This window comes from Pseudoduganella aquatica (assembly GCF_020865585.1).
GTDB classification, from domain to species: Bacteria; Pseudomonadota; Gammaproteobacteria; order Burkholderiales; family Burkholderiaceae_D; genus Rugamonas; species Rugamonas aquatica_A.
In genome coordinates this window covers 4,670,298-4,694,558 of record NZ_CP086370.1, presented here as the reverse complement: position 1 = coordinate 4,694,558, position 24,261 = coordinate 4,670,298, and the positions used below count along the sequence as shown (strand labels likewise).

Annotated in this window: 20 protein-coding genes and 1 tRNA gene; 15 read left to right on the top strand and 6 right to left on the bottom strand. The window is 66.8% G+C overall.

The window, feature by feature from the left end; all coding sequences use genetic code 11:
* Positions 1 to 49: 49 nt before the first annotated feature.
* The 11 genes from KT882_RS20945 to KT882_RS20895 all read left to right on the top strand — a co-directional run bounded on the left by KT882_RS20945 (position 50) and on the right by KT882_RS20895 (position 14,091).
* On the top strand, positions 50 to 1,024 hold the full coding sequence (locus KT882_RS20945; protein ID WP_161070629.1) for an ABC transporter substrate-binding protein: 975 nt from the start codon (positions 50 to 52) through the stop codon (positions 1,022 to 1,024).
* Positions 1,024 to 2,592 (top strand): sugar ABC transporter ATP-binding protein, encoded by a 1,569-nt coding sequence (locus tag KT882_RS20940; RefSeq protein WP_228893207.1) that lies wholly within the window; start codon positions 1,024 to 1,026, stop codon positions 2,590 to 2,592. The genes KT882_RS20945 and KT882_RS20940 overlap by 1 nt, the downstream gene beginning before the upstream one ends.
* Positions 2,593 to 2,660: 68 nt before the next feature.
* Positions 2,661 to 3,671, top strand: a complete 1,011-nt coding sequence (locus tag KT882_RS20935; protein ID WP_161070790.1) for an ABC transporter permease — start codon at positions 2,661 to 2,663, stop codon at positions 3,669 to 3,671.
* Positions 3,668 to 4,648 carry a galactofuranose ABC transporter, permease protein YjfF gene (gene yjfF / locus KT882_RS20930; protein WP_161070631.1) on the top strand — a complete coding sequence of 327 codons (981 nt, stop codon included), beginning with the start codon at positions 3,668 to 3,670 and terminating at the stop codon, positions 4,646 to 4,648. Before KT882_RS20935 ends, yjfF begins: the two co-directional genes overlap by 4 nt.
* Before the next feature lie 11 nt (positions 4,649 to 4,659).
* Positions 4,660 to 5,619 carry a glycoside hydrolase family 43 protein gene (locus KT882_RS20925; protein ID WP_228893206.1) on the top strand — a complete coding sequence of 320 codons (960 nt, stop codon included), beginning with the start codon at positions 4,660 to 4,662 and terminating at the stop codon, positions 5,617 to 5,619.
* Positions 5,620 to 5,642: 23 nt separating this feature from the next.
* Positions 5,643 to 6,587 (top strand): LysR family transcriptional regulator, encoded by a 945-nt coding sequence (locus KT882_RS20920; RefSeq protein ID WP_228893205.1) that lies wholly within the window; start codon positions 5,643 to 5,645, stop codon positions 6,585 to 6,587.
* Positions 6,584 to 7,927: a DUF3422 family protein gene (locus KT882_RS20915; protein WP_228893204.1), complete on the top strand. Its 1,344-nt coding sequence runs from the start codon at positions 6,584 to 6,586 to the stop codon at positions 7,925 to 7,927. Before KT882_RS20920 ends, KT882_RS20915 begins: the two co-directional genes overlap by 4 nt.
* A 31-nt stretch (positions 7,928 to 7,958) precedes the next feature.
* A complete protein-coding gene (locus KT882_RS20910; protein WP_228893203.1) occupies positions 7,959 to 9,107 on the top strand; it encodes an esterase-like activity of phytase family protein in 1,149 nt (382 codons plus the stop codon).
* Between the two features lie 84 nt (positions 9,108 to 9,191).
* Positions 9,192 to 9,809: a glutathione S-transferase family protein gene (locus KT882_RS20905; RefSeq protein WP_228893202.1), complete on the top strand. Its 618-nt coding sequence runs from the start codon at positions 9,192 to 9,194 to the stop codon at positions 9,807 to 9,809.
* Positions 9,810 to 9,824: 15 nt separating this feature from the next.
* Positions 9,825 to 10,784, top strand: a complete 960-nt coding sequence (locus KT882_RS20900) for a pyridoxamine 5'-phosphate oxidase family protein (RefSeq protein WP_321170278.1) — start codon at positions 9,825 to 9,827, stop codon at positions 10,782 to 10,784.
* Between the two features lie 88 nt (positions 10,785 to 10,872).
* Positions 10,873 to 14,091 carry an EAL domain-containing protein gene (locus KT882_RS20895; protein ID WP_228893201.1) on the top strand — a complete coding sequence of 1,073 codons (3,219 nt, stop codon included), beginning with the start codon at positions 10,873 to 10,875 and terminating at the stop codon, positions 14,089 to 14,091.
* Positions 14,092 to 14,100: 9 nt separating this feature from the next.
* Here the strand turns inward: KT882_RS20895 and KT882_RS20890 are convergent, their stop codons facing one another.
* Together KT882_RS20890 and KT882_RS20885 are read right to left on the bottom strand one after the other, a co-directional pair.
* On the bottom strand, positions 14,101 to 14,502 hold the full coding sequence (locus KT882_RS20890) for a DNA-binding transcriptional response regulator (protein WP_228893200.1): 402 nt from the start codon (positions 14,500 to 14,502) through the stop codon (positions 14,101 to 14,103).
* Positions 14,495 to 14,998: a GAF domain-containing protein gene (locus KT882_RS20885; RefSeq protein ID WP_228893199.1), complete on the bottom strand. Its 504-nt coding sequence runs from the start codon at positions 14,996 to 14,998 to the stop codon at positions 14,495 to 14,497. Before KT882_RS20885 ends, KT882_RS20890 begins: the two co-directional genes overlap by 8 nt.
* 115 nt (positions 14,999 to 15,113) lie before the next feature.
* On the opposite strand from KT882_RS20885, the gene KT882_RS20880 reads away from it, so the two are divergent.
* Positions 15,114 to 17,561: a penicillin acylase family protein gene (locus tag KT882_RS20880; RefSeq protein WP_228893198.1), complete on the top strand. Its 2,448-nt coding sequence runs from the start codon at positions 15,114 to 15,116 to the stop codon at positions 17,559 to 17,561.
* Here the strand turns inward: KT882_RS20880 and KT882_RS20875 are convergent.
* The 4 genes from KT882_RS20875 to KT882_RS20860 all read right to left on the bottom strand — a co-directional run bounded on the left by KT882_RS20875 (position 17,558) and on the right by KT882_RS20860 (position 22,313).
* Positions 17,558 to 18,772 (bottom strand): acyltransferase family protein, encoded by a 1,215-nt coding sequence (locus KT882_RS20875; RefSeq protein WP_228893197.1) that lies wholly within the window; start codon positions 18,770 to 18,772, stop codon positions 17,558 to 17,560. The genes KT882_RS20880 and KT882_RS20875 overlap by 4 nt on opposite strands.
* A gap of 107 nt (positions 18,773 to 18,879) precedes the next feature.
* Complete coding sequence (locus KT882_RS20870; protein ID WP_161070643.1) at positions 18,880 to 19,623, bottom strand: LytR/AlgR family response regulator transcription factor; 744 nt, start codon at positions 19,621 to 19,623, stop codon at positions 18,880 to 18,882.
* A complete protein-coding gene (locus KT882_RS20865; protein WP_161070644.1) occupies positions 19,611 to 20,678 on the bottom strand; it encodes a sensor histidine kinase in 1,068 nt (355 codons plus the stop codon). Before KT882_RS20865 ends, KT882_RS20870 begins: the two co-directional genes overlap by 13 nt.
* A 3-nt stretch (positions 20,679 to 20,681) precedes the next feature.
* On the bottom strand, positions 20,682 to 22,313 hold the full coding sequence (locus tag KT882_RS20860) for a Na+/H+ antiporter (protein WP_161070645.1): 1,632 nt from the start codon (positions 22,311 to 22,313) through the stop codon (positions 20,682 to 20,684).
* A gap of 84 nt (positions 22,314 to 22,397) precedes the next feature.
* Here KT882_RS20860 and KT882_RS20855 point away from each other — a divergent pair.
* The 3 genes from KT882_RS20855 (at position 22,398) to KT882_RS20845 (ending at position 24,229) form a co-directional block, all read left to right on the top strand.
* Positions 22,398 to 22,473: transfer RNA gene (locus tag KT882_RS20855), tRNA-Gly, on the top strand.
* 136 nt (positions 22,474 to 22,609) lie between these two features.
* Positions 22,610 to 23,566, top strand: a complete 957-nt coding sequence (locus KT882_RS20850) for a chemotaxis protein (RefSeq protein WP_161070646.1) — start codon at positions 22,610 to 22,612, stop codon at positions 23,564 to 23,566.
* Between the two features lie 81 nt (positions 23,567 to 23,647).
* The gene (locus tag KT882_RS20845) at positions 23,648 to 24,229 is read left to right on the top strand and encodes a DJ-1/PfpI family protein (RefSeq protein WP_321170277.1); all 582 of its coding nucleotides are present in this window, start codon (positions 23,648 to 23,650) and stop codon (positions 24,227 to 24,229) included.
* Positions 24,230 to 24,261: the final 32 nt, after the last annotated feature.

The window sequence follows — 24,261 nt, the reverse complement described above, 5'->3', positions numbered from 1 at the left end:
ATGGCGCTTTCCCCTACTATTGGTGCATAACTATTATTGGAGATTCAGCATGCATTTCACTCGCAGGACTATCCTGGGCGCGGCGGTAGCCGCCGCTTGTGTCGCTGTTACCACCGCCGCCGCTCCCGCCTACGCGCAGAAGCCGCTGGTGATCGGTTTTTCGCAGGTGGGCGCGGAAAGCGAATGGCGCACCGCGAACACCGCTTCGGTCAAGGACGCCGCCAAGAAGGCGGGCGTGACGCTGAAGTTCGCCGATGCGCAGCAGCGCCAGGAAAACCAGGTGAAAGCCATCCGCTCCTTCATCGCCCAGCGCGTGGACATCATTGCGTTCTCGCCGGTGGTTGAGTCGGGCTGGGACACGGTGCTGCGCGAGGCGAAGGCTGCCAAGATTCCGGTGATCCTGACCGACCGCTCGGTCAACGTGAGCGACCCGACGCTGTTCGTGTCGCTGATCGGTTCCGATTTCGTCGAGGAAGGCCGCAAGGCCGGCCGCTGGCTGGTGGAGTATGCGAAGAAGTCGCCCGCCGCCACGCTGAACATCGTTGAACTGCAGGGCACCGTGGGATCGGCGCCTGCCATCGACCGCAAGGCGGGCTTCGAGGAAATCATCAAGGGCAATCCCAAGCTGAAAGTGGTGCGCACCCAGACCGGCGACTTCACCCGCGCCAAGGGCAAGGAAGTGATGGAAGCCTTCCTGAAGGCCCAGGGCAAGAGCATCAACGTGCTGTACGCGCACAATGACGACATGGCCATCGGCGCCATCCAGGCCATCGAGGAAGCGGGCCTGAAGCCGGGCAAGGACATCATCATCATTTCCATCGACGGCGTGAAGGGCGCGTTCGAGGCGATGATCGCCGGGAAGCTGAACGTGACCGTGGAATGCAGCCCGCTGCTGGGGCCACAGCTGATGGAAGCCGCCGCCGCCGTCAAGGCCGGCAAGGCCATACCGAAGCGCATCGTGGTGAACGAGGGCGTGTTCCCGGCTGAAGTGGCGGCCAAGGAATTCCCGAACCGGAAGTACTAATGGCGGCGACGGACGTTGCGCCGGTCCTGGAACTGACCGGCATACACAAGGAGTTCCCCGGCGTGAAGGCGCTCAGCGATGCGGGCCTGCGCCTGTATCCGGGCGAGGTGCACACCCTGATGGGCCAGAATGGCGCGGGCAAGTCCACGCTGATCAAGGTGCTGACGGGCGTCTACACGCCGGAGCGCGGCACCATGCTGCTGGAAGGGAAGCCGATCCGGCCTTCGTCCACGCTGGAGGCGCAGGAGCTGGGCATCAGCACGGTGTACCAGGAAGTGAACCTGTGCCCGAACCTGTCCGTGGCGGAGAATATTTTCATCGGCCGCTATCCGCGCAAGTGGGGACGCATCGACTGGAAGGGCATGCAGCGCGAAGCGGCGCGCATGCTGGCGCTGATGGATATCGATATCGACGTGGCCAAGCCGCTGTCCCACTATTCGCTGGCGGTCCAGCAGATGGTGGCGATTTCGCGCGCGCTGAACGTGAACGCGAAGGTGCTGATCCTCGACGAACCGACCTCCAGCCTGGACGAGGCCGAGGTGCAGCTGCTGTTCACGGTGCTGCGCCGCCTGCGCGGCCAGGGCATTGCGATCCTGTTCGTGACGCACTTCCTGGACCAGACCTACGCCATTTCGGACCGCATCACCGTCATGCGCAACGGCGAGCGGGAAGGGGAGTACCTGTGCAGCGAGCTGTCGCGCATTGCGCTGGTTAACAAGATGATAGGCGCGCCTGCCGATGAGCAGCGCGCCGCCGCCGTGGCGGAAGACGCCGCGTTGGCGCAAGGCGGCCAGGCGCAGGCAGGGCAAGCGGCAGCACAGGCGCAGTCGCCGGAACTCGTGCTTGAAGCGCGTGCCCTGGGCCGCCGTGGCGCGCTGCTGCCGACCGATATTTCCATCCGCAAGGGCGAGCTGCTCGGCCTGTGCGGTCTGCTGGGTTCCGGCCGCACCGAGCTGGCGCGCCTGCTGTTTGGCGCGGACAAGGCGGATAGCGGCGGCATCACGGCCGTGGACCGCGCCAGCGCCGCGCCGTTCGCCAATCCGCGCGACGCCATCGGCGCCGGCATCGGCTTCTGTTCGGAGGACCGCAAGCACGAAGGGGCGATCCTGTCGCTGTCGGTGCGCGAGAACCTGATCCTGGCCATGCAGGCGCAGGCCGGCATGCTGCGCGCGATTCCGCTGAAACGCCAGCAGGAACTGGCGAACAACTACGTGAAATGGCTGGGCATCAAAACCGCCAGCATAGAAACGCCTATCGGCTCGCTCTCGGGCGGCAACCAGCAGAAGGTGCTGCTGGCGCGCTGGCTGGCCACCGAGCCCAAGCTGATGATACTGGACGAGCCCACGCGCGGCATCGACGTGCGCGCCAAGGAGGAGATCATGGATTACGTGTCCGCCTTGTGCCGCAAGGGCATGTCCATCCTGTTCATTTCGTCCGAACTGCCGGAAGTGCTGCGCGTGAGCGACCGCATGATCGTCATGCGCGACCGCAAAGCCTGCGGCGAGTACCAGCGCGGCGAGCTCGATGACACCACGGTGCTGCACGCCATCGCAGGGGAGGCGGCATGAGCGCTCCCGACGTCACCGTTCCCCACGCCGCGTCCGCGCGCGGCGGCAACAACCCGGAAAGCTTTGCCATGCTGTTGCAGCACCCTCTTATGAAGCCATTGGCCGCGCTGTTCGCGCTGCTGCTGGTGGACCTGATCTTCATCCCCGGTTTCTTCCACCTCGAATGGAAGGATGGCCATTTGTACGGCAGCGTGATCGACATCGTCAACCGCGCCGCCCCGCTGATGCTGGCGGCGCTGGGCATGACCCTGGTGATCGCCACGCGCGGCATCGACATTTCGGTGGGCGCCGTGGTGGCGCTGTCCGGCACCGTGGCCGCCATGCTGATCGGCGGCACCATGGTCATGCACAACGGCGTGCCGGTCTACGAGGCCAACACGCCCATGCTGTGGGCGCTGTGCGCGGCCATGGGGGCGGCGCTGCTGTGCGGCGCGTGGAACGGCCTGCTGGTCTCCACGCTCGGCCTGCAGCCCATCGTGGCCACGCTGATACTGATGGTGGCCGGGCGCGGCCTGGCGCAGCTGCTGACGGACGGCCAGATCGTCACGGTCTACTACCAGCCCTTCTTCTTCCTCGGCAGCGGCTACCTGTTTGGCCTGCCGTTCTCGCTGTACGTGGTGGCGGCCGTGGTGCTGGCCGTGTCCCTGCTGATGCGCAAGACCGCGCTGGGCCTGTTCATCCAGGCCGTCGGCATCAACCCGGTGGCCGCGCGCCTGGCCGGGCTGAAGACCGCCGCGCTGATCTTCTTTGTCTACGTGTTCTGCTCGGCCTGCGCCGGCATGGCCGGGCTGATGATCAGCTCCAACATCAAATCGGCCGACGCCAACAACGCCGGCCTGCTGCTGGAGCTGGACGCCATCCTGGCCGTCACGCTGGGCGGCACCTCGCTCGCGGGCGGCAAGTTCAGCCTGGCGGGCAGCATGATAGGCGCGCTCATTATCCAGACGCTGACCTACACCATCTACTCGCTCGGCGTGCCGCCGGAAGTGAACATGGTGGTGAAGTCGGTGGTGGTGTTCCTGGTCTGCCTGTCGCAGTCGCCGGAATTCAAGCAGATCTGGAAAAGGAAAGCAGCATGATGGCCCAAGTGCGCGGCTTCGCGTCCGCCCCGTATTTCACGTCCCTGGTGACGGTGTTCCTGCTGCTGGCCATGCTGGCCGCCGGCGGCGCCGCCTATCCGGGCTTCCTGTCGCTGCAGGTGGTCTTCAACCTGCTGATCGATAACGCCTTCCTGCTGGTGATCGCCATCGGCATGAGTTTCGTCATCCTGTCCGGCGGCATCGACCTGTCGGTGGGCTCCGTGCTGGCGCTGGCCACCATGATCTCGGCCTGGCTGCTGCGCAGCGCGCACTGGCCGCCGGTGGCCGTCATTGCCTTCGTGCTGGTGCTGGGCGCGCTGTTCGGCGCGGCGCAGGGCGCGCTGATCCACTACTTCAAGCTGCAGGCCTTCATCGTCACGCTGGCCGGCATGTTCCTGGCGCGCGGCCTGTGCTACCTGATCAGCATCGAGTCCATCACGATAGAAGACCCGCTGTTCGTCGCCATGTCGCAAACGCAGCTGGAACTCCTGGGCGGCTTCATCTCGCCGGGCGCGCTGATCGCGCTGGTGCTGCTCGGCCTTGCCATCTACGCGGCACACTACACGGCCTTTGGCCGCGCGGTGTACGCCATCGGCGGCAACGAGCAGTCGGCGCAGATGATGGGCCTGGCCGTGGGCCGCACCAAGGTGCTGATCTACGCGCTGAGCGGCCTGTGCGCGGCGCTGGCCGGGGTGCTGTTCTCGTTCTATATGCTGTCCGGCTACGGCCTGCATGCGCAGGGCACGGAGCTGGACGCCATCGCGGCGGTGGTCATCGGCGGCACGCTGCTCAGCGGCGGCTACGGCTATCTCGCCGGCGCGCTGTCCGGCGTGCTGATACTGGGCACCATCCAGACCCTGATCGCCTTCGACGGCACGCTCAGCTCCTGGTGGACCAAGATCGTGATCGGCGGCCTGCTGTTCGTGTTTTGCGTAGTACAGCGCCTGATGTCCATCGGCGCGAAGAATAACCAATAATCGGAGAACCCATGTTCAAGAAGTCCCTGCTGGCCTGCGCCATTTCCATGGCGGCAGTCGCCGCCGCACACGCGGGCAATCCGCTGTTCAAGGATAAATTCACCGCCGACCCGGCCGCGCTGAGCGACAACGGCCGCGTCTACCTGTACGTGGGGCGCGACGAGGCCGAGGAAAACGGCAAGGACTACCTGATGAAGGAGTGGCTGGTCTATTCCAGCTGCGACATGAAGAACTGGAAGGCGCACGGCTCGCCGCTGAACGTGCAGACCTTCGCCTGGGCCAAGAAGGACGCCTGGGCAGCCGACATCACCAAGCGCGACGGCAAATACTATTTCTACTCCACCGTGGCGCACGCCACCATACCGGGCAAGGCCATCGGCGTGGCCGTGTCGGACAGCCCAACCGGCCCGTTCAAGGATGCGCGCGGCAGCGCCATCATCACCAACGACATGACCAAGGAAACGGACATCGGCTGGGACGATATCGACCCAGCCGTCTTTATCGACGACGATGGCCAGGCCTATCTGTACTGGGGCAACCAGGTGATGAAGTACGTGAAGCTGAAGCGCAACATGATAGAAGCCGACGGCCCTATCCACACCGTGGCCGTGCCGCACTTCACCGAAGCGACCTATCTGCACAAGCACAAGGGCACCTACTACCTGTCCTGGTCGCGCGAATTCCCGGAGGAGACCGCGTACTCCACCGGCCCGAGCGCCACCGGCCCGTGGACTTACCGCGGCGTGATCATGAAAAAGAACGCGGTGGTGAAGACCATCCACCACGCCATCATTGAGCACAACGGCAAGTCCTACATCTTCTACCACAACGACAAGCTGCCCACCGGCGGCGAGTTCCGCCGCTCGGCGGCCGTGGAGGAGCTGCACTACAACGCGGACGGCACCATCCGCTTCATTCCGCAGACCGACGAAGGCCCGGCCGCCAATCCGAGTCCCGGCTGCCAGGGCTGATATCGAGGTGATATGATTTGCGGATGGATACCCTCAACCCGAACTGGTTTTTACGCGCCCGCCTCAAGACCCGCCAGCTGCTGCTGCTGATAGCGCTGGACGAACACCGCAACATCCACCGCGCAGCCGAAGCGCTGCACATGACGCAGCCCGCCGCGTCCAAGCAGATCAAGGATCTGGAGGAGATGCTGGACGTGCGGCTGTTCGAGCGCCTGCCGCGCGGCATGGAGCCCACCATCTACGGCGAAACCATGATACGCCACGCGCGCATGGCGCTCACCAGCCTGTCGCTGGCGCATGACGACGTGGTGGCGCTCAAGGCCGGCCTGGCGGGGCAGGTGGAGGTGGGCGTCATCATGACGCCGGCCATGTCGCTGCTGCCCAAGGCCATTGCGCGCGTGAAGGAGCAGGCGCCGCTGCTGCGCATCGGCGTCAAGCTGGAGCCGAGCAATGTGCTGGTGGAGATGCTACAGCGCGGCAACCTGGACTTCATGATAGGCCGCATCCTGGAGAAGGACGGCAGCTCGGGCCTGATCTACGAGGAACTGACCGAGGAGCCGGCGTGCGCCGTGTGCCGCCCCGGCCATCCGCTGATGGCGGTGGAGAAGCTGCAGCTGTCCGATATCGCCGGCCATCCTTGGATATTGCCGCCGCCCGGCAGCATCCTGCGCCACCGCTGCGACATGATGTTCCGCCGCGCCAGCCTGGAGCCGCCGGCCAATGTGGTGGACACCACCGCCATGCTGCTGGTGGCGCCGCTGCTGCAGCAGACCGACTTCCTGCACGTGATGCCGCTGGAAGTGGCGCGCTACTACGCCGACCTGAATATCCTCAGCATCCTGCCGATAGACTTGCCGTGTAAAATGGACGCGTTCGGCATTATCCGCCAGCAGGACCACCTGCTATCGCCCGGCGCCGATTTGCTGCTGCGCGCCGTCCGTACCGCTGCCAAGGAAATCCCCGCATGAGTATTGTGTTTTCCAGTCTTAACCATTCGCTGCGCGTGCCGCTTGCGGCCGAAATCCACTCGCGTCCCTTCCTGAAACTGGAAGCGCCGGAACTGATATCGCACTTCGCCGTCTACCGCGCCGCCGACAACGGCAGCGGCGCACCGGTGGGCCACAGCCACCACGCCACGCTGGGCGCGCTGTGCAAGCACTTCGGCGTTTCATCCCCCGCCGGCGACGCCAAATACTTCTTCCACGACTTCGGCCGCTTCCGCCTGAAGTGGGAATGCCATACCGAGTTTTCCACCTACACCTTCGCCGGACGCCCGGCCCAGGACGTGGCGGGCGAGCAGGCTTTCGAGCAGATGCCCGTCACGCACCTGCCGCAGGAATGGCTGCTGTCCCTGCAAGGCCGCCTGATGGTGGCGGCCCACGTGGTGCTGGAACGCGGCGAGCGCCTGAGCGACGCGCAGGACACGCTGCAGCGCATCTTCGAGGGCAACACGCTGGCGGGCAGCCAGGTGATGCAGGGCGGCGAGCTGTACACCGACTTCGCCATCCAGTCCGACGGTTTCAGCCGCTTCATCATCCGCGACGTGGGCATGCGCGCGCAGCAGGCCGGCCGCCTGGTGCAGCGTGTGCTCGAGATTGAAACCTACCGCATGATGGCGCTGCTCGGCCTGCCGCAGGCGCAGCAGGCCGCGCCGGCGCTCAACGCGATTGAATCGGAGCTGGTGAAGCTGGCCGGCGCCATGGTGCAGACCGACGCCGCACAGGCCGACGGCGGCAGCGTGGACGGCGCCACGGAACAGGCGCTGCTGGGCGAGATCACGCGCCTGGCCGCGCGCATAGAAAAGCTCTCGCTGGAAAACAGCTACCGCTTCTCGGCCTCGAAAGCGTATTTCAGGCTGGTGAACGCGCGCATTGAAGAACTGCGCGAGGCGCGCATCGAAGGCATCCCCACCGTGGGCGAATTCATGGACCGCCGCCTGGCGCCGGCCATGAACACTTGCGAGGCGCTGTCGGCGCGGCAGGAAGCGCTGGCGCGGCGGGTGGCCAACACCAATGACCTGCTGCGCACGCGCGTGGGGATCATCCAGGAACAGCAGAACCGCAAGATCCTGCAGTCCATGAACGCGCGCGCGGCGCAGCAGCTGCGCTTGCAGCAGGCGGTTGAGGGCCTGTCGGTGGCGGCGATCTCGTACTACGTGGTCGGACTGGTGGGCTATTCCACCAAGGCCGCCAAGGTGCTTGGCCTGGTGGGCAATCCGGAAGTGGTGATAGGCGTGATGGTGCCGGTGGTGGTGGCCGGCGTGTGGCTGGCGCTGCGAAATATGCACAAGAAGCTGCATACGGCATAATGGCGGGCTTTCCCGCCATGATTCCGCATACATGAAACGATACCTGGCCGCAGCGTGGTGCGCGGCAAGCTTGCTGTCCGTCCCACTCGCCGCCGGCGCGGCCGAACGCACCGTGTCCAGCCTGCGCCTGATCGGCGAGCAGCGCATCCCGCACAGGCTGGACTTCCAGGGCACCGTCGTGGGCGGCTTGTCCGGCGTCGATTACGACCCGGCCAGCGGTGCCTGGCTGCTGGCCAGCGATGACCGCAGCGCCCTGAGCCCGGCCCGTTTCTACAGCGCCCGGCTGGACTACGACGGCGCCGCCTTCCGCAGCGTCACGCTCACCGGCGTGGCCACCTTCAAGCAGGCGGACGGCAGCAACTACCCCAGCGTGAAGCAGTACGACGTGAACAAGACCGGCGACGTGCCGGACATCGAAGCGCTGCGCATCGATCCGCTGGACGGCACCGTGTGGTACACCAGCGAAGGGGACCGCAAGCGCGGCTTCGATCCCTTCGTGCGCCATATGCAGCGCGACGGCGCCTACCTCGGCGCCGTGCAGCTGCCGGAGATGTTCCGCGTGTCCAGGGAAGAGAAGGGCTCGCGCGACAACCTGTCCTTTGAAGGCCTGAGCTTTGCGCCGGACGGGCGTTCGATGTGGGTGGCCATGGAGTCGCCGCTCTACCAGGACGGCCCGCTGCCCACGCCGGCCGGCGGCGCCTTTGTGCGCATCTCGCGCATGGACCGCGACGGCCGCATGCTGGAGCAGTACGCCTATCCGGTGGACGCCATCCCGGCGGCGCCCGGTCCCGGCAAGGTCGCGGACAACGGCGTTTCCGAAATCGTGGCCGTGAACCAGCGCTCGCTGCTGGTGCTGGAGCGCTCCGCCGTGCAGGACGCCGCCGGCGCCTACAAGAACTATATCCGCCTGTACGAAATGGAGACCGGCGGCGGCGCCAGCGACGTGCGCGGCGTGGAGGCGCTGGCCGGAGGCGGCTTCCGTCCCGCCGCCAAGCGCCTGGTGCTGGACCTGAACACGCTCGGCATCCGGCTCGACAACCTGGAAGCCATGAGCTTCGGCCCCAAGCTCCCCAATGGCCATGACAGCCTGCTCATCGTCTCCGACGACAACTTCGGCAAGGACCAGGTCACGCAATTCCTGCTGTTCGAGGTTATTCCGAAAAATGGAATGCTGAATTAGTTTTGGTGGATGTTCTCTTTGTGGATGAAATAATTCACACTGCGGTATCGAATCTCGATCAACCGATTACAAGAGGAAGCCACCATGAAACTGTATTCCCACCCGCTGTCCGGCCATGTGCACCGCGCCCGTCTGTTCCTGTCCCTGCTGGGACTGCAGCACGAGGTGGTCGATGTCGACCTGCTCAAAGGCGAACATAAAACGCCGGAGTTCCTGGCCCTGAACAGTTTCGGCCAGCTGCCGGTGCTGGACGACGGCGGCGTGGTGGTCAGCGATTCGAACGCCATCCTGGTTTACCTGGCCAAGCGCGAAGGCCGCACCGACTGGCTGCCGGAAGACGCCCGCTCGGCGGCGGCGGTGCAGCGCTGGCTGTCGGTGGCGGCCGGCGAAGTGGCTTACGGCCCGGCTGCGGCGCGCATCGCGGCGCTGTTCAAGCGCACCGGCGACACGGCAGAGATGGTGGCGCGCGCGCACCGCATCCTGGGCCTGATGGACGCGCAGCTCGCCGGCCAGGACTGGATCGCCACCACGGCCGCCGCCCCCACCATTGCGGACGTGGCGCTGTACGCCTATATCGCCCGCGCCCCGGAAGGCAGCGTGGACCTGTCGGGCTATGCCAGCGTGAACGCCTGGCTGCGCCGCGTGGAAGCGCTGCGCGGCTTCGTGCCCATGGTTTCAAGCCCTGTCGGCCTGGCTGCTTAAGGTAAGGAGAACATCATGGACGCAGCCCTGGCATCACCCTGGCATGCTGGCGAAGTGGCCATGCAGCGCACGGTTGGCATGGCGGAACGCATGGACGAGCTGGGGCGCAAAGTGATACGCGGCTTTATGCCCGAGCAGCACCGCGCCTTCTTTGCGCAGCTGCCGTTTGTGGTGCTGGGCGCGGTGGACGCGGCCGGCGACGCGTGGGCCACGCTGCGCGCTGGCCGTCCGGGCTTTCTCCATTCGCCCGATCCGCAGCGCCTGCGGGCGGCGCTGCCGCGCGAGCCGCAGGACCCGGCGGAGGCCGGGATGGAACATGGCGATGCGGTCGGCATGCTGGGCATAGAACTGCACACGCGCCGCCGCAACCGCATGAACGGCGTGCTGCGCCGCAGCGGCGAGGACGGTTTCGAGGTCGAGGTGCGGCAGTCCTTTGGCAACTGCCCGCAATATATCCAGCTGCGCGATTACGCTTTTGTGGAAGAGCCGCAGGCCGCGCCGGTGGAACTGGACGCGTTGGACGGCGAGGCGCGCGCGCTGGTAGGCGCGGCCGATTCCTTTTACGTCGCCACCTATGCCGAGGTGGCTGCCGGCGGGCGGCAAGTGGACGTGTCGCACCGTGGCGGCAAGCCCGGTTTCGTGCGGATCAACGCGGACGGCACGCTGACCATCCCCGACTTTCAAGGCAATATGTTCTTCAACACGCTGGGCAATATTGCGCTCAACGGAAAGGCGGGGCTGGTGTTCGTGGACTTCGCCAGCGGTGGTTTGCTGCAGATGAGCGGCAAGGCCGAGCTGCTGAGCGGCGACGAAGCGGCGGCCGATCTGGCGGCTTTCGACGGCGCCGAACGGCTGTGGCGTTTTGCGCCGCAGCGCATCATTCGGCGCGCGCATGCGCTGCCGCTGCGCTGGTTTGCCCAGGACAACGGCGCCTCGCCGGCGGCGCTGCGCACCGGAGCCTGGCCTGCGGCGTAGCACGTGATTCCGGTGTGCGTCTTGTGCGCGTCGTGCGCGGAAGGCTTGGGCTAGAATCGGGAGAACCCGGATACGTTAGCGCCCCCCGATGCACACCGACCGCCATCTGACTGACCCAGCACTGCCCGTCAATGATGAGCGGCTGGCTGGTTTCGGCACCCTGTTCGGCGCCAGTCCGCACATGGCGGTGCTGGTGGATGTTCAAGGCCGCATCCTGGCCTTGAACCGTTGCGCCACCTTGCATGCGATGGACGCGCGGCCCGGCATGCCGGCCGCTCTGCTGTATGCGCCCTGGGCCGGCAGCATCGTGCGCAGCGAAGGGCTGCCGACGGCGCGCGCCATGGGCTACTGGCGCGGCGAAATGGAGCTGGCGGAAAAGGACGGCGAGGCCAGGCCGGTGTCGCTGCTGATTGAGTACCAGCCGGCCGTTGCGGAAGGCGAGGCGACCTACCTGCTGCTCAACTACGAACTCGGCGAGTTCGATTCCTATGGTTCCCGGCTGCGTTTCAAGCGCCTGTTCGAAGCCCACCCGCATCCCATGTGGGCGTATGACCTGTTGACGCTGCGCTTCCTGGTGGTGAACGCCGCCGCCGTCAACCACTACGGCTACACCGAGGCGGAATTCCTGGACATGACCATCAAGGACATCCGCCCCGAGCGCGAGCAGGAGCGGCTGGCCGCCGACCTGGCCGCCACGCCCGCCAAGGGCGCGCAGCGCGCCGGCTACTGGGTGCACCGCAAGAAGGACGGCTCGCTCATCACGGTGGACATTTCCTCCCATTCGCTCACGCTGGCGGGCCGCGCCGCGCGGCTGGTGTTTGCGCACGACGTGACGGCCAAGCTGCATATGGAAGCGGCGCTGCACGCGTCGCAGGAAATGCAGCAGCTGGTGATCAACCATATTCCGCACCAGATTTTCTGGAAGGACCTGGACTCGGTCTACCGCGGCGGCAACCAATCCTTTGCCAGCGCTGCGGGCGTGGGCGGGCCGGCCGGCATCGCCGGCAAGCGCGACAGCGATTTCCCCTGGGCGGCGAACGCCGCGCGCATCGTGGCGGACGACCGCGCCATCATCGACACCGGCCAGCCCAATCTCAACCAGGAAGACCGCATGTTGTTCGCCGACGGCAGCATGCATTGGTTCCTCATCAACAAGCTGCCGCTGCACGACGCCCAGGGCCACATTATCGGCGTGCTGGGCACCATAGAAGACATCAGCCAGCGCAAGCAGGTGGAGCAGACGCTGGCGCTGCGCGGGCGGGCGCTGGACGCCAGCGTGAGCGCCATCGTGATCACCGCGCACAGCGCCGGCGGCAGCGAGATCGAGTACGCCAACAAGGCTTTCGGCCAGCTGACGGGCTATGCGCCCGAGACCCTGGCCGGCCAGCGCCTGGAGCCGCTGCTCGATTGCGACGACGGCGCGGAAGGGGCGCTGGAGGCGAATGCCGACGTCACCCGCCTGCTGCAATGCCGCCACCGCGACGGCACGCTGTACTGGAGCCAGCTGCACGTGGCGCCGGTGCGCGGCGAGGGCGAAGTGAGCCACCATGTGTGCGTGCTGACCGATATGACGGCGGTGATGGATTACCAGGCGCAGCTCGAGCACCAGGCCAACCACGACGCGCTCACCGGGCTGCCGAACCGCCATCTGTTCAGCGACCGGCTGGAGCAGGCGCTGAGCTACGCGCGCCGCTATGGCCACGGGGTATGGGTGGTGTTTATCGACCTGGACAACTTCAAGCTGGTGAACGACAGCCTGGGCCACCAGGCCGGCGACGAGCTGCTGCGCGTGGTGGCGGGGCGCTTGCGCGCCTGTGTGCGCGCCAGCGACACCGTGGCGCGGCTGGGCGGCGACGAGTTCATGCTGCTCCTGCTGGGCGGCAGCGAAGGAACCTTGCCGCACGCCCTGCTGCAGAGCGTACTGGAAAGCGTGGCCGCGCCGGTGCCGCTGGGCGAGGCCGAGGTGGCCATCAGCTGCAGCGTGGGTGTGAGCGCCTACCCGGCCGACGGCGACGACGGCCAGATGCTGCTGCGGCACGCCGACATCGCCATGTACCGGGCCAAGGAGACGGGGCGCAACCAGGCCCAGTACTACGAGCCGGCCATGCAGGCGCGCGTGGCCGAGCGGGCCGCCATCGAAACGGAGCTGCGCTACGCGCTGCCGCGCCAGGAACTGCGGCTGTACTACCAGCCCAAGGTGAGCCTGGAGACTGGAGAACTGAGCGGCATGGAGGCGCTGCTGCGCTGGCCGCATCCGCGCATGGGCATGGTGTCGCCGGACCGCTTCATCGGCGTGGCCGAGGACACCGGGCAGATCGTCGAGATTGGGCGCTGGGTGATACGCACCGCCTGCGCGCAGGCGCGCGCCTGGCAGCAGGCCGGCCTGGCGCCGCTGCGGGTGGCGGTCAATGTGTCGGCGCGCCAGTTCCGCGATCCCGGCCTGGCGGACGACATCGAGGCCGCGCTGCGCGACACGGGACTGGCGCCGCACTACCTGGAGCTGGAGCTGACCGAGAGCATGATGATGCACAGCATAGACGAGGTGCTGGGCACGGTGACGCGGCTCAAAGGGCTGGGCATCGCGCTGTCGATCGACGATTTCGGTACCGGTTATTCGAATCTGTCCTCGCTCAAGCTGCTGCCGCTGAGCCATTTGAAGATAGACCAGTCCTTTGTGCGCGACATGCTGGACGAACCGAATGTGTCCGCCATTGTGCGCTCGGTCATTGCGCTGGGCCACAGCCTTGGTTTCCGCATTATCGCCGAGGGCGTGGAGACCGAGGCGCAGCTGGCCTATCTGCGCGGCTGCGGCTGCGACGAGATCCAGGGCTACCACTTCAGCCGCCCGCTCGACAGCGACGCCTTTACCGCGCTGCTGGAAAGCGGACGGCGGCTGCAGCTGGCCGGCGCGGCCGATCCGGCCGAGCGCACCTTGCTGCTGGTGGACGACGAAGCCCATGTGCTGGCCGCGCTCACGCGCACGCTGCGGCGCGACGGCTACACGATACTGACCGCGCCGTCCGCGCGCGCCGCGTTCGACCTGCTGGCCCTGCATCCGGTGCAGGTGGTGATCAGCGACCAGCGCATGGCGGAGATGAACGGCACGGAATTCCTGCGCCGCGTGAAGCTGCTGTATCCGGACACGGTGCGCATGATACTGTCCGGCCATGCGGAGCTGGAGATGGTCATCAGCGCCATCAACACCGGCGAGATCTACCGCTTCTTCACCAAGCCCTGGGACGACGAAGGCCTGCGCGCCTCGGTGCGCGAGGCTTTCCGCTACCAGGCGCTGATGCGCCAGCGTTGAAACAGGCTTTCAGGCCGGCGGCACCAGCGCGCCGAAGGCGTCGAGCAGGATGCGGGCGCGGAAGGGCTTGACGATCACGCGGGTGACGGCGCGTTCGCGCAGCGCGGCCAGCAGTTCGCCGGTGCAGTTTTCCGCCAGCACCGCGATGGGCATATTGCGCTGGCTGGCCGAGTCGCCCTCGCGGATCTGGTCCAGCAGGCCCAGGTCGATGGCCTCGCCGCTGTTGATGGAGATGATGGCGCCACAAAAGCTCTGCTGGCGCAGCATTTGCCGCGCCAGCGCCGCGCTGGCCGCCTCGTGGACGTCGGCCAGGCCGAGCGAGCGCGCGGTCAGCGCCACGGTCCGGCGCAGCATGGTCTCCGGCTCCACCAGCAGCATGGACGGCTGGCGCGCTTTGCTGTGCTCAGGCATGGCTGGCCTCCTGTTGCGATTGCAGCTCCTGCATGACCAGGCCGCGCAGCGTGGAAAGGATGGCCATTTCCACGTCGTCCAGCTGGCGCGGTTTGGTGTCGATCAGGCATATCGTGCCGAGTGCGTAACCGTTCGGCAGCAGCAGCGGGGCGCCAGCGTAGAAGCGGATGTGGGGCGGGCCGGTCACCAGCGGATTGTCGGCAAAGCGCGGGTCTTGCGCCGCATCCCGCACCTCCATGATTTCGGCGCGCATGATGGCGTGGCCGCAGAACGAGATGTCGCGCCCCGTTTCGCAGGCATCCAGGCCCACGCAGGACTTGAACCACTGCCGGTCGCTGTCGAGCAGCGAGATCAGCGCAATGGGAACGTCGAACTCCGAGGCGGCAAATTCAACGATCTTGTCGAAACGTTCCTCGCGCGGCGTGTCGAGGATGAGCAGGGCGTACAGAGCGGCGATGCGCTCTGCCTCGTTGGGCGGAGTGGGGGCTGCGAGCATGGCTGGTATCCATTCGGGCAATGCGCACACTCTACCACCATCGTTACAATTTAGTCACCCCGTTTGCGTTGGACTTCTGGCAATATTCCCGGGAGATTAATGATGGGGGCGGGGTATGCGAAAAGCGGGACTGGGGCAGTGGATCAAGCGCGTGGCGCTCACCTTGTTGCTGTTGCTGGCCATGCTGGGGCTGGCCCTGTGGTTCTTCCTGCGCGGCAGCCTGGCGCAGCTTGACGGCCGCCTGACCGTGCCCTCGCTAAGCGGCAGCGTGAACATCGCCCGCGACGGCCAGGGCATCCCCACCATCAGCGGCGCCGACCGCAAGGACGTTGCCTACGCCACCGGTTTCGCCCACGCTCAGGACCGCTACTTCCAGATGGATTTGCTGCGCCGGGTGGCGGCCGGCGAACTGGCCGAGCTGTTCGGACCGCGCGCGTTGCCGGTAGACAAAGAGCACCGCCTGCACCGCTTCCGCGCGCGCGCCGAGGCGGTGCTGCAAGCCATGCCTGCCGGCGACCGCGAACTGCTGGCGCGCTACGCGGCGGGCGTGAACGACGGTGTGAACAGCCTGGGTACGCGGCCGTTTGAATACGCGCTGATACGCGTGAGCCCGCGCACGTGGAGCGAGGCTGACTCGCTGCTGGTGATCTGGGCCATGTATTTCGATCTGCAAGGCGGCCAGGAGGCGCGCGAGCTGGCGCGCGGCTGGCTGAAGGAGCACGCCACGCCGGAACAGCTGGCGGTGCTGCTGCCCGAATCCACCCAGTGGGACGCGCCGCTGGACGCGGCCTCCGTGCCCGCGCCGGACGCGCCGTTCCCGGACCAGGCGCCCGCATGGTGGGGCAGGGCTACGGCCAAGGAATCGGCCCGGATAGCCGGCCTGGCCGGGGCGGACGGCGGCAGCGCGGCCGAGCTGCGCGGCATGGTGGGCAGTAACAACTGGGCGGTGGCCGGGAGCCGCAGCCAGGACGGCGGCGCCATCGTGGCGGACGATATGCATTTGGGCCTGCAACTGCCGCACATCTGGTACCGCGCGGTGCTGATGGTGCCGGACGGCCACGGCGCCACGCGCCGCGTGGCGGGCGTGACGCTGCCCGGCGTGCCGCTGGTGGTGGCAGGTTCCAACGGCCACGTGGCCTGGGGCTTCACCAACAGCTATGGCGACTACGCCGACCTGGTGACGCTGGAGACGGACCCCGCGCAGCCGGGCAAGCTGCGTACTCCCGCCGGCTGGGAAAGCCCGGCGGTGCATGAGGAGATCATCCTCGTCAAGGATGCCGCCGCCGAGAAATTCACCGTGCGCGAAACCTCGCTGGGGCCGGTGCGCGAAGTGGCGGGCCGCAGCTACGCCGTGCATTGGGTGGCGCACGCCAGGGAAGCGGTCAGCCTGGCCGCAGGCCGGCTGGAAATGGCCACCACGCTGGACGACGCGCTGGCCGTGGCCAACCGCTCCGGCCTGCCGGCGCAGAACTTCGTGGCCGGCGACAGCAAGGGCAATATCGGCTGGACCATCGCCGGCCCGCTGCCGCGCCGCGCGCAGCCCGGCCTGGCGTCCACCTTCCCGCTTGCGGGCGAGACCCAGGCGGCAGGCTGGCAAGGGCTGCTGGCGCCGGAGGCCTATCCAGCGGTGCGCAATCCGGCCAGCGGCCAGCTGTCCACCGCAAACAGCCGTTTGCTGATGGGCGCGGACGCCGCCAAGCTGGGCGACGGCGGCTTCGACCTCGGCGCGCGCGCCCACCAGGTGCGCGACAGCGTGGCCGCGCTGGGCGCCAAGACGAATGAGAAGGGCGTGTACAGCGTGGCGCTGGACGACCGCGCGCTGTTCCTGGCCGGCTGGCGCGAACGCGCGCTGGCTGCCCTGGACGAGCAGGCCGTGGCGGCGGGCGGCGCCAATAGCGCGCAGCGCGCGGCGGCGCGCGAGCTGCTGAGCAAGAACTGGAGCGGGCACGCCAGCGTGGACTCGGCGGGCTACCGCATTGCGCGCGGCTTCATGTGGTCGATGTATGAGCTGCTGTACGGCGGCGCCAGCGCGGAGATGGGCAAGCTGGCCGACAAGGCGGACATGGCGGCAGCCAGCGCGCGCTGGCCGGTGGTGGTGGCGCGCCTGCTGGACGAGCAGCCGGCCGGATGGCTGCCGCCGCAGTACGCCAGCTGGAAGGATCTGCAATTGGCCGCCATCGACCGCACCGTGGCCGCCATGACGAAGGAAGGCAAGCCGCTGGCCACGGCCACCTGGGGCGAGCGCAATACGCAGGACATCGCGCATCCCATCGCCTCGGCGGCGCCCGCGCTGCGGCGCTGGCTGTCCGCGCCGGGCGACCAGATGCCGGGCGACAGCCACATGCCGCGCGTGGCGGGCCGCAAGTTCGGCCAGTCCGAGCGCATGGTGGTCTCGCCGGGCAAGGAGGAGCAGGGCATCTTCAATATGCCGGGCGGGCAAAGCGGCCATCCGCTGTCGCCGTACTTCCTGGCGGGCCACGCGGACTGGGTGAGCGGCAAGGCCACGCCTTTCTTGCCCGGCCCTGCACAGCATATGCTGACGTTCGTCAAGGTGGTGAACTAGGCCGCAACCGGCTGCGCCGATGCGGCGCGGCTGGTATCCGCGCCGCGCTGCTGCGCGCCATGGATGCCGAAGCAGGCCCGCAGCAGCGGCACCCTGCGCACGGCCTCGAAGATGGCGAAGCTGAACGTGAGCGTGAGCAGCACCAGCAGCAAGCCTTCCTTGGCTGGCTGCATGCGGGCCGGCTGCATCAGGTGGGCGAACACGATAATCAGCGTCTGGTGCACGATGTAGACCGGGAACACCGCCTGCGACAGGTAGCGGCGCTTGGCGCTGTCGAATTGCAGGTGGCGGTGGCCGAAGCCGAGTACCGCCAGCATGGCGCTCCACTGCACCAGGGCGTACACCACGCGCTGCGCCTGGATCAGCGGCATGATGTCGGCCGGGTTCATGTTCTCGGTCAGCGCGTAGTAGGCGATCAGCATGCTCCAGCAGCCCAGGGCCACGCCCAGCGACACAAAGCGCATACCCTCCATGCGCTGCCAGACGGCGCGCTCCTGCTGCATGCCGAGCAAGGCGCCCAGCAGGAACAGCGGCAGATACTGAGCGTGGTTGTACCAGTCCACCACCAGGTTGTGCGTGGACGGGTAGCTGCCGAACAGCGTCACGCGGGCCAGCGCCAGGGCGGCGACGGGCAGGGCGACCAGTTTCCATCCGGTGAGCGCCTTGCACAGCCGGTCCGACACAGCCTGCAAGCGCGGACCGAAGGCTGCGGCCATGGCGCCCAGCAGCAGCGTGTACACCCACAAGTAGGTGACAAACCACAGGTGGTTCCAGGTCGGCAGGTCCAGGCAGGCGCCTTCCTTGCAGAAGCCGTGGTAGCGGGCCAGGTAGAGCTTCATGAAGTCCAGGTAGCTGCCGCTGTAGCCCAGCTTCTCGGCCACCTCGCAGTAGGATTGCGGCGGCACCACCACCAGCATGCCGAAGACCAGCGGCAGCAGCAGGCGCGCGCTGCGCTGGCGCAGGAAGGCGGCGGTAGTGAGCTTTTTCATCAGGTAGGCCGCCGCCACGCCGGACACCAGGAACAGCAGGCCAAGGCGCCACGGTGAGGACAGCATCATCAGCGGTTCGATGGCGTCGCTGGCGAAAGGGCTTTTAATGTGAAAGTCCCAGGTCACGTAGTACATGCCGGTGTGGTACAGGATCAGCAGGAAGAATGCGCAGATGCGTATCCAGTCGAGGAAATATAGTCGGCTTGGGCGGGTGTTCGGCATGGCTGTCTCCACGTTGCGGGTTGCGATGAAGACAAGCTTATGGCCGCGCCGCGCGGCGGGCCAGCGAAATGGGGCGAGGCGGGGGCGGCCTGGGGCGAGCCGGGGGCTCAGCCTCGGCCGGCGAGCTGGGCCAGCAGGGCGGGGCGGTATTGGCGGCTGAGCGGGGCGCGGGCGCCGCCGTGCAGCAGCAGTTCGCCGTCGCCCTTGTCGTCCACTTCGACGGCGGCGACGGCGGACAGGCGCACCGCGCCGCGCCTGTGGCAGCGCAGGAAGTCCGGGCCAAGTTTTTCCAGCAGGCCGGCCAGCGTCTGGCGCAGCAGGGGCTGGCCGCCGGGCGTGTGCAGGATGACGTAGTTGTCCGCCGTTTCTATCCAGCTGATGTCCTCCACCTTGACGATGCGCGTGGCGCCGCGCTCGGGCACCAGCAGCTGGCGTACCGGCGGCATGGCCATTGCCATGGCGGCGGGAGCCTCGGCCGGGGTGCTGGCGCGTTCCATGGCCAGGCGCATGCGCAGGCGTTGCATGGCGCGCTGCAGGCGAGCCTGGTCGTAAGGCTTGAGCAGGTAGTCGATGGCGTTGGCGTCGAAGGCGCGGATGGCGTATTCGTCGTAGGCGGTGACGAAGACGATCAGCGGGGCAGGCGTGGGCAGCGAGGCGGCCACGTCGAAGCCGCCCACCTCGGGCATCTGGATATCGAGGAAGATGGCGTCCGGCGCGCAGGCGGCTGCGCGTTCCAGCGCTTCCACGCCGTCGCGCGCCTCGTCGATGGCGCTGACGTCCGCTTCCAGCGCCAGCAGGCGGCGCAGCTTGTCGCGCGCGGGGCGCTCGTCGTCGACGATCAGCACGCGCATGGCAGCCTCACTTCGGCGCACACGCCGGCCGGTTCCAGCTGCAGCAGTTGCAGCGAGCCCGCGCCGCCGTGCAGCACTTTCAGCCGTTCGCGCAGGTTGCGCAGGCCGATGCCGCTTCTTGCCGCGCCGGAGGATGATGCTGCCAGGCGCCCGCTGTCGTCCGCGATGCGCAGCAGCAGATGTCCGCCTTCGCGCTGCGCGCTGATGGCGATGGCCGTGGGCTGGCGGCGCTGCTCCACCGTGTGCTTGAACACGTTCTCCAGCAGCGGCTGCATGCTCATGAGCGGCACCTGGCAGCCCAGCAGCGATTCGTCGATGTCCCAGGTGATGCCGACCCTGTCCTCGAAACGCTCGCTCATCAGGTGGGCATAGCCGCGCAGCAGGCGCAGTTCGGTGGCCAGCGGCGCCTGCTGCTGGCCCGAGTGGTCCAGCGTGGCGCGCAGCACGTCGGCCAGCTGCATCAGCGTGGCGTCGGCGCGCGCCACGTCGGTGTGCATCAGCGAGGAAATGGTGTTGAGGGCGTTGAACAGGAAGTGCGGCTGCATCTGCTGCGTGAGCTGCTGCAACTGCGCCTGGCGCAGCAGCGTGTTGGCCTGCGCCGCCCGCAGGCGCTCCTCCAGCAGCGCGCGGTAGGACAGCAGGCCAAACTGGATCAGCACGAACAGGCCGAAGAACACGGTGATCTTGATGTCCTCGTACAGGAACACCTGCGGCCATGCTTCGTGCTCGTAGGACTGCCCGGCCAGCGCATACACGGCGTGCCGGATGCCGAAAGCCAGCGGTACGAAAGCCAGCCAGTACACCGGCGCCCACAGCAGCTGAACGCCGGCCCAGCGCAGCGGTGCGGCCATCAGGTGGTCGTAGCGCCGCGTGTGGCGGCGCTGCAGCACCATCAGCACGGTTGCCACCACCGCCGACGAGGACTCCCACAGGATGGGCTTCCAGACCGCGTGCTCGCCGTCGCGCAGCGCGTCCTGCACGGCGGTGAGCACCATCATGCTCCAGAACAGCAGCCAGGCGGCGGACAGGGCGAAGGTGGCGCGGCGGTTCTGCATGGCTTAGCGGAAGCGCGTTTCGCTCAGGTCGATCTCGCGCACCAGCTTGCGCGCGGTTTCGTCCGAGATGTGGTCGTGCCGCGCCAGGTTGAAGATGGCCTTGCGCTCGGCGTGCAGCGCCGCCATGCGCAGCGCCTTTTCCGCCATGTCCAGCTTGCGGAACTGGCGCGCCTGCTCCACTTCGGTGTGCTCGACCAGGCGGTGCCGGTACAGCGCGATCACGCGGCTGGCGGCCTGGGGGTAGAGGTCCGCGTCCACGCTGGTGGACATCAGTTCGATCTGCGCCCGTTCGATAGCGGCGATGGCCGCGTTGGCCGCCACTTCGCGCGCGCGGTCCTCTTCCTGGCTTTCTTCCGAGTCCTCAGGAAAATCCACGCCGCTCAGGATGCGCGGCAGGCCGATGCTGGCCGCCAGCAGCGACAGCAGGATCACCGCGCTGGCCAGGAAGATGGTGAGGTCGCGCGCGGGGAAGGGCTGGCCGCCGGGCATGAACAGCGGCAGCGTCATCACGCCGGCCAGCGTAATGGCGCCGCGCGCGCCGGCCAGCGACGTGGCCAGCAGCAGGCGCCAGTGCGGCGGCGCGGCGTCGTGGCCCATGCGGCTCTTGCGGAACAGCGTGAGCTTGAGCGCGGTCCACACCCAGGCGAAGCGCAGCACCATCAGGCCCAGGGTGATGGCGAAGGCGTACAGCACCAGCCACCACGGATTGACGTGGCCCACCGCCTCCAGCGAGGCGCGCGCACCCTTCAGGATGCTGGGCAGCTGCTCGCCCAGCAGCACGAACATCACGCCGTTGAGGGAGAACTGCACGGTGTCCCACACGGCGGAGCGCTGGATGCGGGTGGCCGCCAGCGCGTGGCCGCCCAGCTCCACATAGCTCATGGTGACGCCGGCCGCCACCGCCGCCAGGATGCCGGACGCGTTCAGGTGTTCGGCCAGCAGGTAGGCGCCGAAAGGCATCAGCAGGTTGACCAGGATGGGCGAACCGGACGGCTCGCCGAAATGGCGCGTCAGCCAGCGCTGCGCCAGCGCGATCAGCAGCGTGACGCCCACGCCCATGCCGATGCCGCCGGCCACCAGCCACACGAAGGTGAGCGTGGCCGAGGTGAGCGAGAAGGTGCCGGTCAGTGCGGCGGCCACGGCGAAGCGGAAGCACACCAGGCCGCTGGCGTCGTTGAGCAGCGATTCGCCTTCGAGAATGTGCATCAGGCGTTTTGGTATCGGCGTGCGCGAGGCGATGGCGGAGACGGCCACGGGGTCGGTGGGCGAGATGATGGCGGCCAGCGCAAAGGCCACCGGCAGCGGCATGGCCGGTATCATCCAGTGGATCAGCAGGCCCATGCCCAGCACGGTGAACACCACCAGGCCGAGCGCCAGTTGCAGGATCACGCCGCGGTCGCGCAGCAGGCCGCTTTTGGGGATGCGCCAGCCGTCCAGGAACAGCAGCGGCGGCAGGAACAGCAGGAAAAAGAATTCGGGGTCGAGCGCAATGCCGTGGCGCGAGAACGCGGCAACGACGAAGCCGAGCGCGATCTGCATCAGCGGCAGCGGCACGGCCACGGGCAGCAGGCGCACCAGGTAGGCGCTGCCGACCACGGCCAACAGCATGGCCAAGACGGTTTCTATTGCATCCATTCATGTCCTTATTTCAACGTGGTGCAATTATATAGTCGGCCCTACTGGCGAGGCTGCAAACTTTCTGTCATAATCTTGCCTTCTGCGGGAGTAGCTCAGTTGGTAGAGCGCAACCTTGCCAAGGTTGAGGTCGAGAGTTCGAGACTCTTCTCCCGCTCCAGAATTCAGAAAAAAGGAAACCTCAGGGTTTCCTTTTTTTTATCCCGGCGCAATTGCAACATCGGCGGGCGAAATGTTTCGTTGTGTAGGGCAATATCGTTATACTGATTGCAGACCTTGCAATGGAGACGATCCCTATGAATTCTGTTCAACAAGAAATTGACGAACGCAGTAACTTAACCAACTCCAACAAGTTCGAACTGCTCTTGTTCCGCCTGGGCGCCGACGCCAATGGCGAGCATTCGGAGCTGTACGGCATCAACGTGTTCAAAATCCGCGAAATCGTGGCCATGCCGGAAGTGACGGCGGTGGCCGGTTCCGCGCCCCATATGCTGGGCGTGGTCAACCTGCGCGGCCAGATTATTTCCGTCATGGACCTGCCCGGCATCGTGGGTGTCACGCCGAAGACCGGCCTGAACATCATGCTGGTGACCGAGTTCGCACGCACCACGCAGGCCTTCGCGGTGGAATCGGTGGACGAGATTGTGCGCCTGGACTGGGGCCAGGTGCTGTCCGCCGAGGGCAGCACGGCCGGCGGCATGGTCACCAGCATCGCCCGCCTGGACGGCGACGTGAACAACACCCGCCTGGCGCAGGTGCTGGACGTGGAAACCATCCTGCGCAAGATGGTGCCGAACGAAGGCAAGGACGTGGACCCGGAAACCATCGGCCCGAAACTGGCGCTCAAGGCCGGCACCATCATTTTGGCGGCGGACGACTCGGTGGTTGCGCGCAGCCTGATCGAGCAGGGCCTGACCGCCATGGGCGCGCCTTTCGTGATGACCAAATCCGGCAAGGAAGCATGGGAACGCCTGCAGCATATCGCCGACGGCGCCAAGGCCGAGGGCATCCCGGTCGAGGACCGCGTGGGGCTGATCCTGACCGACCTGGAAATGCCGGAAATGGACGGCTTTACGCTGACCCGCCTGGTCAAGCAGGACGCCCGTTTCAGCAAGATTCCGGTCGTGATCCATTCCTCGCTGTCGGGCAAGACCAATGAGGACCACGTCAAGGGCGTGGGCGCGGACGCCTACGTTGCCAAGTTCGTGGCGGAAGACCTGGCGGAAACCATCCGCAAGGTGCTGCACAAGTAAAGTAGGCAAGTTGGCAGCATTGCCCGTCAAATAACGCTATCATGGCCAGGTCGTACTTTTCCAACCAAGTGGGAGATGACCGTGGCAGCCAAGCAGATACTGTTATTGACGGGCGATTTCGCCGAGGACTACGAAACCATGGTGCCGTTCCAGGCACTGCAAATGGTGGGCCACACGGTGCATGCCGTGTGTCCGGGCAAAAAGAGCGGGGAGAAGGTCAAGACCGCCATCCATGACTTCGAGGGCGACCAGACCTACACCGAGAAGCCGGGCCACCAGTTCGCCCTGAACGCCAATTTCGATGATGTGAATGTGGCCGCTTACGACGCGCTCGTGATCGCGGGCGGGCGCGCGCCGGAATATCTGCGCTTGAATCCGCGCGTGCTGGAGATCATCCAGCAGTTCGCGCAGGCCTCCAAGCCGATCGCGGCGGTGTGCCACGGCGCGCAGCTGCTGGCGGCGGCGGACGTGATCAAGGGCCGCAGGATTTCCGCCTACCCGGCTTGCGCGCCGGAAGTGAAGCTGGCGGGCGCCGAGTATGCGGATATTTCCGTGGACAGCGCCGTGACGGACGGTATTTTCGTCACCGCGCCGGCATGGCCGGCCCATCCGCAATGGCTGGGGCAGTTCCTGGCGCGGCTGGGGACCGAGATCAAGCTATAGGCGGCGCTCGGCGGGTTACGGCGGCGCGCCGC